Raw genomic sequence first — 13,622 nt, forward strand, 5'->3', positions numbered from 1 at the left:
ATGTGTTAAGCCTGTCGCTAGCGTTCATCCTGAGCCAGGATCAAACTCTTCATTGTATTAATATCAATTCTTTATTTTTTCCATGTGCTCAGTCATATGTCCCAAATATCATCTATATCCGGGTCGCACTTGCTGTCTCGTCACTACAATTTTTCTAAGAACTCTTTTTCTCCCCCCTTCAAGAGGAAAGCGACGACAAAAGTAATACTACTATACTTACTCTCCAAATTTTTTTGCAACTTTTTTTATGTTTTTTCCATTACACCTCTCAATAAACTACTAACCAAGCACATAAAAGATAAGACATATCAAGAAAGTATATAATCATCTAACTTAAATCCTCTCAACAACTCGGATACTTTCATACACCGTCTACCGGCAAGTTGTATTTCTTCCAAAAAAATTCGACCATTTGAAACTATTACTTCCCATCTTTTCTTGCCATCCGTATACATTTCCCCTGGCCTCTTTTCTGTCTCTCCCTTCTCCATTCGTACTGACACTACTTTCATTTGTATTATCTCTCCTGATACCTTATGCCGAATTTCCGTCCAGGCTGCAGGATAAGGTGACAATCCGCGAACATGATTGTATACAGTCTCTACATCCGCTGTCCAATCGATTTTCCTATTCTCTTTAAAAATCTTGGGTGCTAACTTAGGTTCCCTCCCATCTAACAAATGATTCTGATCTATTAACAAACATTGTTTTTGCTCTATCGCTTCCACCGTCTTCACCAACAAATCCGCCCCTTTCTCCATAAGAATATCATGCAAATCTCCTGCCGTCATATCCTCCTTGATAGCAACCTTTTCTTGAAAAATGATTTTACCCGTATCAATTTCATGACTCAATAAAAAAGTAGAAACTCCTGTACAAGTCTCCCCATTCATAATTGCCCAATTAATTGGAGCCGCACCACGATAATCCGGTAAAAGAGAAGCATGTAAGTTCACGGTACCTAAAGGAGGCATATTCCAAACCACTTCCGGCAACATTTTAAAAGCTACTACTAACTGCAAATCAGCTTTCCATGCAGCTAACTCATGCAAAAATCCCTCGTCTCTAAATCTTTCCGGTTGTAAAAATGGTATTCCCTGCTCCACTGCATATTTTTTCACTGCCGATTCTTGTATTCTCTGTCCTCTTCCCGAAGGCTTATCCGGATTCGTTACGACCCCCACGACCTCAAATCCGGCTTCTATGATTTTTTTCAATGGAAGTACAGCAAAATCAGGCGTCCCCATATATACAATTCTCAAACTATGCTTTTGCATTTCTTCCTTTTTTTAGCCAATAAGTTATTTTCTTGAAAAAATTAATATACGACTCTCCATTCATAATCTCAGAATCGGTAACAGACTTATAAGTCAAAAGCACACCTAAAGGCAACAACACCAACGAAGACAACCAACTTCCAAACCACATTGAAAGTACAGCTTCTTTCGCTGCCCGTTGTCCCATCATAGATATGACATAGTATATAATAAATAACAGTACCGATATTACAACCGGCATCCCCAATCCTCCTTTCCTAATAATTCCTCCCAAAGGTGCCCCTATGAAAAAGAAAATCAAACAGGCAAAAGGTAATGTAAATTTCTTATGCCATTCAATCTGATTCTTACGAATCTGGTCTTCTTGCCTTTTATAAAAACTCACATCTTTCATCGCATTTGTATTCACATCCCGGGCATATTGCAACGCATTCTCCATCGCCCTTTTTCTTTCATCAGGATCTAATTCCTTATATAAGGAATCTGCATCTCCTGTAAGCATGGCCGTTTCTTGTCGCAAGATACTGTCCCGTTGATTATTAGCATTTCGATTTTTCTCATAATTTGCCTTCAACATCCGTGTTGTTTCTTCTTTTTTACGAGAATCCAATCTATTTTGAAGAGAATCTATAGTATACTCCAATTGTTTTAAATTTAACATTACAGCCGTTATAAAATCTTCATCCCGTCTTTTAAATTCATTTCCTGGCAACTCTATTAACACGGACTGTTTTTCAAAACTTAGTCTTCTAAAAGGAAAAGTTTTTCTCCCATTCGGTTTCATACTTTCATCCGTATAAGTATTACCATGGAATAAAACCAACTCCATATGTGTACTATGCGAATCATTAACCATCATCCCGGAATCCGCACGGGTGACCTCATAATTCCCCGGAACATCCCTATGGTTATAAATCAACATATTATACATCATTCCGGTATTCTTGTTAATCTTGTCTATTTTTATGCTATATCCTTCCAAATCATTTGTAAATACACCTTCTTTGAAAGACAACTCCGGTTTATGTTTTTTTATATCATATAATAAATTACCCGCCCGCATATTGGCTATCGGTAATATATTATTAGAAAAGAAAAAAGTAAACACGCATAAACACAGTATCAATATTATCAAAGGATACATTATACGATACAACGAAATTCCTGCCGATTTCAATGCTATCAATTCATAATTCTCTCCCAACGTACCAAAAGTCATAATCGAAGAAAGCAATACAGCCAAAGGAAGAGCCATCGGTACCAACGAAAGAGAAAAATAGAATAATAATTCCACAATAACGGAAAAATCAAGCCCTTTCCCCACTAATTCATCAATATAACGCCACAACATTTGCATAAGCAATACAAACATGCTAATGAAAAACGTAGCGATGAAAGGCCCCGCGAAACTTTTCAACATAAAAACATATAGTTTCTTCATCTGCAAACCATCATTATTCTATGCCTCAAAAGTAGGTAAAAAGTCTATAAAGTCAAAAAGCGATAATCATTCCAACGAATGACACCATAGTTCAATATTCCTTAGGGTCAAGCACCCAAATTCCTATGCAACATAGTAATCTGCTTGTTCCATAAATCGACAGCATCCGCCTCCTCGTCCTCATCCACAAAATCCGTAATAATTAATGCGACTTCGTGCGTCAATGATTCCACATGAATATCAAATCCAAAATATTCTTCCTCATTATCCGCATCATTCCAACGAAAACGAACTAAAGAATTGGGCCTACAATCTATTAAGGTCGCAACATGCTCCATCCCATTCCACACAAATGTAAACTGATTTTCTTTTTGAAACACATTCTCTGCAAACCATTCTGATAACCCGGCGGGTGTACTCAATCGGGAAAAAAGGACTTTCACTGATGATGAAAAAAGATACTCTAATTCTATTTTTTTCCGCATATCATACAAATTTTGCACAATATACAGATATTATTTCTAACCTCCAAAAATCCCCTCCCTTTTATTCCATATCCATTTGAGCAATCGGAGCAAATTTATCCGAACCAAACTCCTGTTCCACTGCTTTAAGAAAACGTTTTTCCCACCCCTTATCTTTCTGTTCTATATTGGCCAAGCGACTAATCACATCCGCCATTGAAAACTGATACAAGTCAACGGCCGGTAAATAAGCCATGTCATCCTCCTGCTTCACTTCCGCCAATATCGCATCATCCACCAACTCCTGAATAACAACCTGTAACTTACTTGCACTTATTTTCAATCGTCTACTTAACTTTCCCAACGTCAAAGCTCCGTTATTCTGAAGATATTCACAAGCTACATACTTCAATATTCGTACCGCCTGATCAACATTTTCCACCCAATAATTGCCCCGCTCCATTGAATTACGATACATAAAATGACGATTTCTGATGATATAACACAATTCAGTCCCCCACAATACAATACTCCAGCTTAACTGAAGCCATACCAGCAAAAGCGGCAAAGCAGCCAAACTGCCATAAATCGCATTATAGGAACTTACCCCTATCTGAAAGCGAATATAAAACCATTGAACCACCTGATAAACCGTACCTGCGATAATACCGGAGACAACCGCATGTTTAAATTTTACCGGAGTTGCCGGCATATACATATAAAGGAAGATAAACAAAAACCAAACTAAAAAATAAGGTATCAGATTGACTAAGGATATAATTACCGAACTGGCATAACGTAAAAATCCCTCTTCTACGGCTATCGTTTGTAAATTGGAAGTCAAAAACACATTCACACCGCTAATCAGAATCAACAGTATCGGAACTATAAACATGACGGAAAGATAATCCGAAAACTTACGGGTAAGTTTTCTACCCTTTTTTATTCCCCAAATCCTGTTCATTGCCAACTCCGTACTCCCAAGTACTTTTATCACCGACCAAAGCAAAATAACTATTCCCAAGCCGGTAATCAACCCTCCTTTCGTATTCTCCAACGCATGATTTGCGAACTGTACGACAAACGCCATAATTTGTGAGTCCGTAAAAGTTTGCTCCAACATCTGCTGCTCCAACACCTTTCCCAAGCCGAATCCTTTCGCAATCCCCAATGCCAATGCAACAATAGGAATAAAAGATAAAACGGAATAAAATGTCAATGCAGACGCCGATACCATACAGGCATCCTTAATAAAGCGATCAATCGAAATCACAAGCATTGCCACCCCTCTCAACAGCAACCCCGGTGCCAACGATGACTTATGCCAATCCTTCCGAAGAATGGCATAATAATAATCTAATGAAATAATCTTTTTAAATCTGGTCAATTTAAACATGATAAACCATATCAGAAATTACCGTATTTCAGAACCTGCTTTTACTTCTTTTTCGGGGGCCACAAATGCAAGCGAGCCATCGGCATCCTCTACCATCAAAATCATCCCTTGCGATTCAATACCCTTTAAATTACGCGGCTCAAGATTTACCAAAATACTTACCCGCTTCCCGATAATTTCCTCCGGAGTATAATACTCTGCAATTCCCGAAACTACCACCCGCTGGTCTATACCGGTATCTATAGTTAATTTCATCAATTTCTTTGTCTTCGCAACCTTTTCCGCTGCCATAATTTTCCCGGCACGTATATCCAATTTCTGGAAATCTTCAAAAGAAATATTAGGCTTTGCAGGAGCTACTTTCACATTATTCATTTCATTCGCTTTCTTCGTTGCCTGCAACCGATCCAATTGCCGTTGTATTTCTTCGTCCTCAATCTTATCAAACAACAACCCTGCTTCATTAAGCTGATGTCCTTCCGGTAACACATCTGCCCCCATCTCATCCCAATTCAAAGAATCCTTATTCAAATAACCTCTCAACTTTTTAGCGCTAAAAGGCATAAAAGGTTCCGATAATATCGCCAAATCCGCCGTTATTTGCAAACAGATATTGAGGATTGTTTTCACTCTCTCCTCATCCGTCTTAATCAACTTCCACGGTTCCGTATCTGCCAAATACTTATTACCCAAACGCGCCAAATTCATACACTCTTTCAACGCTTCACGGAAATGGAAGCTCTCCAGATTCTTTTCCACCCGCTCTATAATACAAGGAATCTCAGCAAGCACTTCTTTATCATATGGGGCCAATTCTCCTGCTTTCGGTACCTTCCCTTCAAAATACTTGTGAGTTAAAACCAGCGCACGATTCACAAAATTCCCGTATATCGCCACCAACTCACTGTTATTACGCGTCTGAAAATCTTTCCATGTAAAATCATTATCCTTTGTCTCCGGAGCATTGGCCGTTAAGACATAACGCAACACATCCTGCTTCCCTTTGAAATCTTCCAAATACTCATGTAACCACACAGCCCAATTACGAGAAGTGGAAATTTTATCTCCTTCCAGATTCAAGAACTCATTAGCCGGAACATTATCCGGTAAAATATAACTTCCTTCCGCTTTCAACATGGCCGGAAAAATAATACAGTGAAAAACAATATTATCCTTTCCGATAAAATGAATCATGCGGGTATCTTTGTCTTTCCAGTACTTTTCCCAATCGGGAGTCAAATCCTTTGTAGCAGAAATATAACCTATCGGGGCATCAAACCACACATACAAAACCTTTCCTTTTACCCCCTCAATGGGAACAGGTACACCCCAATCCAAATCCCGGGTTACCGCACGCGGTTGCAAACCATTGTCCAGCCAAGATTTACACTGCCCGTAGACATTACTTTTCCACTCTTTGTGTCCTTCCAGAATCCACTCTTTCAACCATCCCTCATACTGATCCAGCGGCAAATACCAATGCTTGGTTTCTTTCAACTGCGGCGTATTTCCTGTAATAGCCGACACCGGATTTATCAAATCCGTGGCATTCAGACTGGTACCGCAAGCCTCGCACTGATCCCCATAAGCCCTTTCATTCCCACAATGAGGGCATTTCCCCACAATATAACGATCCGCCAAAAACTGCCCGGCTTTTTCATCATAATATTGCATGGAAGTTTTTTCTATAAACTTTCCTTCCTTATAAAGTTTTTCAAAAAAAGCCGACGATAATTCATGATGCGTTTTAGAACTCGTACGGGAATATATATCAAAAGAAATACCAAATTCCTCAAACGACTTCTTTATCAGATTATGATAACGATCTACAATGTCTTGCGGAGTAACCCCCTCTTTCTGTGCCTTTATCGTAATAGGCACCCCATGCTCATCCGAACCACCAATAAACACAACCTCCCGTCCTTTAGCTCTTAAATATCTCACATAAATATCCGCAGGCACATACACTCCTGCCAAATGCCCAATATGTACCGGACCATTGGCATACGGCAAAGCAGTCGTCACCAAACTCCTTTTGAACTGACTCATAATATCCCTTTTAATGTTTTGCTTTCTTATTGAAGCGCAAATTTATAAAAAAATCGTATTTTCGCATGATTAACTCAACATTATGCTACGTCCAAGTTATTTACAAGCAGGCGACAAAGTCGCTCTCATATCTCCGGCTGGAATCATTCAACCCGAAACCGTAAATCATGCCACCGAATTGTTACAATCCTGGGGACTTATTCCTGTTCCGGGCAAACACATCACATCCCAATACGGCTACTTCGCCGGAACAGACAAAGAGAGACTGGAAGACTTGCAATGGGCTTTGGATGCGGAAGACATACATGCTATTTTTTGTACCCGGGGAGGATATGGTTGTATGCGAATCGTAGAGGAAGCCGACTACTCCTGTTTTCAAGGAAACCCTAAATGGCTAGTCGGATTCAGCGACATTACCGTCTTACACACAAAATTAACCTCATTGGGAATCGAAAGCTTACATGCCCCTATGCCCAAGAGCTATCCCAAGACAGACAAACAGGCATTAGAACATTTAAAACAATACCTGTTCGGCCATATCACTTCCTACAAGCTGCCCTCCCATCCCTTCAACCGGGAAGGCATCGCCAGAGCAGATTTAACCGGAGGCAACCTGTGTCTGCTTCACTGCCTGCGTTCTTCCGTAATAGAATATCCTCCGGAAGATAACATTCTCTTCATTGAAGACGTAGGTGAAAATCTTTACGCCATAGACAGAATGATGCAAAGTCTCAAATTATCCGGACGTCTCAAAAATCTCCAGGGACTCATTGTAGGCGGATTCAGTGACATGAAAGGCGAAAACTTCGGGAAAAGCGCCTACGAAATCATTCGCGAAACCGTAGACGAATACAACTATCCCGTATGTTTCAATTTTCCTGCCGGTCATATATCCAATAATTATCCCCTGATTTTAGGCGCTTCTATTGAATTATCCGTAGAAGAAAACAATGTTGAAATTACATTTTTATAAATCGGATTTCTATGAAAAAATACATCCTATTACTTATCAGCATCTCATATTTCAGTTGTCAGCCCTCTTATATCTTTGAAAAATACAACTCCATTCCTGATGAAGAATGGTGCATTCATAACATCGTCCGCTTTCATTTTTCCATTCAAGACTCAGCCGACTACAATTTATACGCAGGCATCCGTCACACAATGGATTATGAAATGGGGAACTTATGGTGTTTCATAAAAATAAGCGACTCAACCCACGTCCTTGTACGGGATACTTTAAATATAAAATTGGCTGAACCGGACGGCCATTGGTTAGGGAGCGGATACACCATAAAAACCAAAGAAGAGAAAATAAAGAAAATTTCCTCTTTACCCCAGGGAGAATACACCTGCGAAATAGAACAAGGCATGCGCATGCATTGTTTAAAAGGAGTGAAAGACATCGGACTTATCATTAAAAAAGCTGAACAATAAACCATCCCCATGCCAAAAAACAAATTAGCCAAATTCGCCGAAATGGAAAACCTGGAAAATGTTTTCCAACCAAAACATGCGGAAATATTTCGTACCGACCACCCTCTGAAAGGGAAATGGGGAAAACAGGTTTTTCACAACAATCACCCCATCGTTCTGGAAATAGGCTGCGGAAAGGGAGAATATACCGTAGGACTTGGGAAACTATATCCCGAAAAAAACTTTATCGGTATTGACATCAAAGGCGCGCGCATGTGGCATGGAGCAAAAGCCGCCTTGGAAGAACACATTTCCAATGCCATTTTCCTCCGTATTTATGCAGAAATGCTGGATTCCGTATTTGCCCCGAATGAAATATCGGAAATCTGGATTACATTTCCCGACCCCCAAATGGCAAAAGCACGCAAACGCTTGACCGGAAGTCGGTTTCTTTCTTTATATAAAAAATTTCTAAAACCCAACGGACTAATTCATCTGAAAACCGACAGTCCTTTTCTGTTCGCCTATACCTCCGCACTCATCCAAAACAACCGATTACCCTGCTACATTCAAACAGACAATTTGTATGAAAGCGAAATCGAAGATAAAATTTTAGGTATCAAGACCTTTTATGAACTCCAATGGCTATCGAGGGGAAAACAGATAAAATATATCCGGTTTTCCCTATCTGAAAATCCTTTGCTCGAACCCGATATCGAACTCGAGAAAGACGATTATCACAGCGAAGCCCGCTACATGAATCCGAACAGACCGGCAACATTATGAAAGCAAAAGTACTCATGGCCATGAGCGGCGGTATCGACAGCACGGTAGCCGCCATGTTACTGAAAGAACAAGGATATGAACTCGTCGGAGTCACATTCCGGACATTCGATTCCATATCACAGGGATGTATGGAAAAAGAAAAAGGCTGTTGCAGTGTAGACGCTCTGTTTGAAGCTCAAAAAATGGCACAGGATTTAGACTTTGAACATCATATCCTGGACATTCGGCAAACATTCAAAGAACAGGTCATCCGTAACTTTATCGATGAATACCTTCAAGGACGCACACCAAACCCTTGTGTCGTGTGCAATTCAACCATAAAATGGGGCAAACTGCTTGAAACCGCCGATCAATTCGGCTGCCAATATATCGCAACGGGACACTACGCACGCATCTGCCAAAAAGCAGGCAGGTATTTTCTGCAAAAAGGCCGGGATGAAGCCAAAGACCAAACCTATTTTTTATGGACACTTACACAAGACAATCTTTCCCGGACTCTATTCCCGTTAGGAAATCTAACCAAACCTGAAGTCCGTAAAATTGCACTGGAGCACGGTTACGAAAAACTCTCCCGAAAAAGGGAAAGCCAGGAAATCTGTTTCATTCCCGACAACGATTACCGGGCCTTCTTACACGAACACGTCGAAAATTTCACAGAGAAATACGGACCGGGAAACTTTGTCGATACGCAAGGAAAAATACTGGGACGCCACCAAGGTTTTCCCAATTATACCATCGGCCAACGCAAAGGCTTGGGCATCGCCTTGGGGCAACCCATGTTCGTTGTCTCCATTTCGGCCAAAGAAAACAAAGTCGTATTGGGCACCCGAGAAGAACTGCAAGGCCAAACCCTTTATGTCCGACAACTCAATCTGATGAAATACGCCCAAATACCTGACGGCATTGAAGTATCCGCCAAAATCCGCTACCGCAGTCAGGGAGGAACGGCAAACCTCTATACGGAAGGCGACAGGCTGCGCGTTGTCTTTCAGGAACCCATTGACTCCATCACACCGGGGCAAAGCGCCGTTTTCTATGAAAACGACGACATCATCGGAGGCGGCATCATCGAATAAAGGAAAAATTAACACAGAATTAAAAAAATCTTAAATTATTGCTCCTTAATATTTTTGTAATCAAATGGAGTTTTTTACTTTTATCGGCGCTAAAAGTTGAATTAAAAAATAATTCCAATGGATCATGGAATCTTTGAATTGCTGAAGCTCATCGGATCATTAGCCCTATTCCTGTACGGAATGAAACTAATGAGCGAATCCCTCCAAAAACTCGCCGGCAACAAAATGCGGCAAATCCTAACAGCAATGACTTCCAATAGGGTAACGGGTGTCCTCACCGGCCTATTTATCACAACCTTAATACAAAGCTCTTCGGCAACCACCGTTATGGTTGTCAGCTTCGTAAACGCAGGATTATTAGACCTTGTCGGCTCTATCGGTGTCATTCTAGGGGCCAACATCGGAACAACTATCACCAGCTGGTTGGTTGCCGTATTGGGACTGGGCAAATTCAGTATGAGCGATTTGGCACTGCCCATCATCGGCTGCGCCCTTCCGCTGCTATTTTCCAAAAAACGTTCCCGCAAAAACTGGGGTGAAATGTTTGTCGGATTCGGTCTCCTTTTCCTGGCCCTTCGGTTCTTGCAAGAAAGCATGCCGACCAACCTTCACGACTATCCCGGTGTTGGAGAATTCATTCAAAAAATCAGCTTTTTAGGTTTCCGGTCATGGATGATATTCCTGCTCATCGGAGCCGTCCTGACCATCCTGTTTCAATCCTCTTCCGCTACGGTAGCCCTGACCTTAGTTATATGTTCCAAAGGCTGGATAGGCTATGAAGACGCGGCAGCCATGATTATGGGTGAAAACATCGGAACCACCATCACGGCAAACATTGCGGCAGCCGTTGCAAACGTCCAGGCCAAACGGGCCGCACTCGCCCACTTCATCATTAATGTATTCGGCGTTATCTGGCTCTTTACCATATTTGTGCCCTTCCTGCACTTTATCGGTGATTTGTGTGTCACCCTGCATATTTCAAAATACAATCCCATTTATTCCGATCCCCGGTTATTGCAGGCGACCTTCTCGCCCGAAGCCAGAGCCGGCGTAATCGCCTCTATCAACACGGCAATGCCCTTGGTACTGTCCTTGTTCAACACCCTAGCGAAAGGTATCAATGTAAGCATACTCATTTGGTTCACAAGATTCCTTGCTACGCTGGTCAGCCGGATTATTCCGCCCAAAACCGGAGACGATACATTCAAACTCAAGCACATCAAGACAGGTATGTTATCCACACCGGACGCCTCCCTGTTTCAGGCTAAACAGGAAATATCCCATTACGGACAAAACACGCTTGAAATGTTCCGTAAAACGATAGCGGCATTTGATAAACCCCGGGGGGAATTTGAGAAAGAATTCGACCAGCTCCAGAAAATGGAAGATGAAAGCGACCAAGTGGAAGTAGATATTGCCGATTACCTGACAAAAGTTTCCGAATCCCGGCTCTCTCCCGAAAACTCCCAACGTGTCCGCGCCATGTTTAAAATGGTCAGCGAAATAGAAAGTGTCGCCGACTCCATCCTAAACGTAGCGAAAGCTACTTTCCGGCGCAACGAACAGGGAGTCACGTTCCCGGAAGAACTGACCCGCAAAATAAAACAGATGTTCACGCTCGTTGAAGAATCCATTACCACCATGTGCACCAACCTAAACATGGAATACACAGCCGTAAGCGCCAAAAAAGCCTACGAAATCGAACGGTCTATCAACGATTTACGAACTATTTTAAAACAAGAACACCTGCAAGCCATCGAAGAGAAACGTTATGACTACTCTACAGGAATCCTGTACAACGACCTTTTCTCCGAATGTGAAAAAATCGGTGACTACACCATTAATGTCACCCAAGCAATGAAAGAAATCGGACACGAATAAATTTTTCTATTATAATTATGGCACAAGAAGACGTATTTAAAAAATTAGTCGCTCATTGTAAAGAATATGGTTACGTATTTCCCTCTTCCGATATATACGACGGTCTGGGAGCCGTTTACGACTACGGGCAATACGGAGTGGAACTAAAAAACAATATCAAGAGATACTGGTGGGAATCCATGGTACGGCTCCATGAAAACATCGTGGGCATCGATTCCGCCATTTTCATGCACCCGACTATCTGGAAAGCCTCCGGACACGTGGATGCTTTCAACGACCCCCTGATAGACAACAAAGATTCAAAGAAAAGATACCGCGCCGACGTACTTATCGAAGACCAAATCGCCAAGTATGACGAAAAAATCGAAAAAGACGTAGAGAAAGCACGGAAACGCTTCGGGGAAAAATTCGACGAAACCCTTTTCCGGCAAACCAATCCGCAGATACTGGAACACATCCGAAAAAGAGACGCTTTGCAAGAGCGGATGTCGGCAGCCCTGAACGCAAACGACCTAAACGAAGTGCGGCAGATTATCCTCGACGAAAAAATCGTATGCCCCATTTCGGGTACCTGCAACTGGACGGAGGTTCGGCAGTTCAATCTGATGTTCTCCACGGAAATGGGCTCTACCGCCGAAGGCGCCAGCAAAATATATTTGCGTCCCGAAACGGCACAGGGCATATTCGTCAATTTCCTCAACGTGCAAAAGACGGGAAGAATGAAAATCCCGTTCGGTATCGCCCAAATCGGTAAGGCATTCCGGAACGAAATTGTAGCCCGCCAGTTCATTTTCCGTATGCGTGAGTTTGAACAAATGGAAATGCAATTCTTCGTGCGTCCCGGCAGCGAACTGGAATGGTTCAAGAAATGGAAGGAAACCCGCATGAAATGGCACCAGCTGTTAGGCTTCGGTGCGGAAAACTATCGCTTCCACGACCACGAGAAGCTGGCGCATTACGCCAATGCCGCTACTGACATCGAATACCGGTTCCCGTTCGGATTCAAGGAAGTGGAAGGCATCCACTCGCGGACCGATTTCGACCTGTCGCAACATCAGAAATACTCAGGCAAAAAAATTCAGTACTTCGATACCGAACTCAACGAATCCTACGTTCCGTACGTCATCGAAACTTCCATCGGCGTAGACCGCATGTTCCTGCAAGTGATTTCCGCCGCTTACTGTGAAGAAGACCTAAGTAAAGACGGAAGACAAGACTCCCGAGTCGTATTGAAACTCCCCGCAGCCCTTGCACCCGTCAAACTGGCCGTCATGCCTTTGGTTAAAAAAGACGGACTTCCGGAAAAGGCACAAGAAATCATGAACATGCTGAAATACGATTTCAACTGCCAATACGACGAAAAAGACTCCATCGGCAAGCGCTATCGCCGGCAGGATGCCATCGGTACACCTTTCTGCATCACGATTGACCATCAGACGCTGGAAGACAATGCCGTCACCATCCGTTACCGCGACACCATGGAACAGGAACGCATCGCCATCGACCGGTTATTCGACATCCTGAAAGAAAAAACAGACATGCGGAATTTACTCCGGCAAATACTTTAAAATAGATGCCGCCATCCGGCGGCATTTATTTTTATCCCATCTAATAAAAGCTAAAATAACAGACGTATTTTTGAAGCGTTCATACCGGTCAAGCGTGGGTAGCTGTTTATTTCGGTGTAGGCATTTGGCGATGTCTTAGAACAGATAAACATTCCCACGCTTTTCTTTTGTCATTAACTCATTCTTGTCACCTATATTGCGGATTATTCAGACAGTTGTTTGAAAGATTGACCGGGCAGAGAAAAGTTTCTCACTTTTTCCTTATATT

The 13,622-nt window shown here is 42.1% G+C and carries 11 protein-coding genes; 6 read left to right on the forward strand and 5 right to left on the reverse strand.

Going from position 1 to position 13,622, the window contains the following annotated elements:
* Window positions 1–308: 308 nt before the first annotated feature.
* The 5 genes from fmt to metG all read right to left on the reverse strand — a co-directional run bounded on the left by fmt (window position 309) and on the right by metG (window position 6,630).
* Window positions 309–1,277: a methionyl-tRNA formyltransferase gene (gene fmt / locus NFR61_RS04430; RefSeq protein WP_251621007.1), complete on the reverse strand. Its 969-nt coding sequence runs from the start codon at window positions 1,275–1,277 to the stop codon at window positions 309–311.
* Window positions 1,264–2,697 carry an LptF/LptG family permease gene (locus NFR61_RS04435; RefSeq protein WP_251621008.1) on the reverse strand — a complete coding sequence of 478 codons (1,434 nt, stop codon included), beginning with the start codon at window positions 2,695–2,697 and terminating at the stop codon, window positions 1,264–1,266. Before NFR61_RS04435 ends, fmt begins: the two co-directional genes overlap by 14 nt.
* A 128-nt stretch (window positions 2,698–2,825) precedes the next feature.
* Entirely contained in the window at window positions 2,826–3,203 is a 378-nt protein-coding gene (locus NFR61_RS04440) for an START-like domain-containing protein (protein ID WP_251621009.1), read from the reverse strand.
* 61 nt (window positions 3,204–3,264) lie between these two features.
* Entirely contained in the window at window positions 3,265–4,578 is a 1,314-nt protein-coding gene (locus tag NFR61_RS04445; RefSeq protein ID WP_251621010.1) for a YihY/virulence factor BrkB family protein, read from the reverse strand.
* A gap of 18 nt (window positions 4,579–4,596) precedes the next feature.
* On the reverse strand, window positions 4,597–6,630 hold the full coding sequence (gene metG, locus NFR61_RS04450) for a methionine--tRNA ligase (protein ID WP_251621147.1): 2,034 nt from the start codon (window positions 6,628–6,630) through the stop codon (window positions 4,597–4,599).
* A 79-nt stretch (window positions 6,631–6,709) separates the two neighbouring features.
* Between metG and NFR61_RS04455 the strand changes: the two genes are divergently transcribed.
* The 6 genes from NFR61_RS04455 to NFR61_RS04480 all read left to right on the forward strand — a co-directional run bounded on the left by NFR61_RS04455 (window position 6,710) and on the right by NFR61_RS04480 (window position 13,354).
* A complete protein-coding gene (locus NFR61_RS04455; RefSeq protein ID WP_251621011.1) occupies window positions 6,710–7,600 on the forward strand; it encodes a S66 peptidase family protein in 891 nt (296 codons plus the stop codon).
* An 11-nt stretch (window positions 7,601–7,611) separates the two neighbouring features.
* A complete protein-coding gene (locus NFR61_RS04460; RefSeq protein WP_251621013.1) occupies window positions 7,612–8,064 on the forward strand; it encodes a gliding motility lipoprotein GldH in 453 nt (150 codons plus the stop codon).
* Between the two features lie 9 nt (window positions 8,065–8,073).
* Entirely contained in the window at window positions 8,074–8,829 is a 756-nt protein-coding gene (gene trmB / locus NFR61_RS04465; RefSeq protein ID WP_251621015.1) for a tRNA (guanosine(46)-N7)-methyltransferase TrmB, read from the forward strand.
* Complete coding sequence (gene mnmA, locus NFR61_RS04470) at window positions 8,826–9,905, forward strand: tRNA 2-thiouridine(34) synthase MnmA (RefSeq protein ID WP_251621016.1); 1,080 nt, start codon at window positions 8,826–8,828, stop codon at window positions 9,903–9,905. The genes trmB and mnmA overlap by 4 nt, the downstream gene beginning before the upstream one ends.
* Before the next feature lie 117 nt (window positions 9,906–10,022).
* Window positions 10,023–11,786 carry a Na/Pi cotransporter family protein gene (locus tag NFR61_RS04475; RefSeq protein ID WP_251621018.1) on the forward strand — a complete coding sequence of 588 codons (1,764 nt, stop codon included), beginning with the start codon at window positions 10,023–10,025 and terminating at the stop codon, window positions 11,784–11,786.
* A 17-nt stretch (window positions 11,787–11,803) separates the two neighbouring features.
* Window positions 11,804–13,354, forward strand: coding sequence for a glycine--tRNA ligase (locus tag NFR61_RS04480; protein ID WP_251621020.1), 1,551 nt, complete (start codon window positions 11,804–11,806; stop codon window positions 13,352–13,354).
* Window positions 13,355–13,622: the final 268 nt, after the last annotated feature.

The sequence above is a fragment of the Odoribacter lunatus genome (assembly GCF_943193135.1).
GTDB lineage: Bacteria > Bacteroidota > Bacteroidia > Bacteroidales > Marinifilaceae > Culturomica > Culturomica lunata.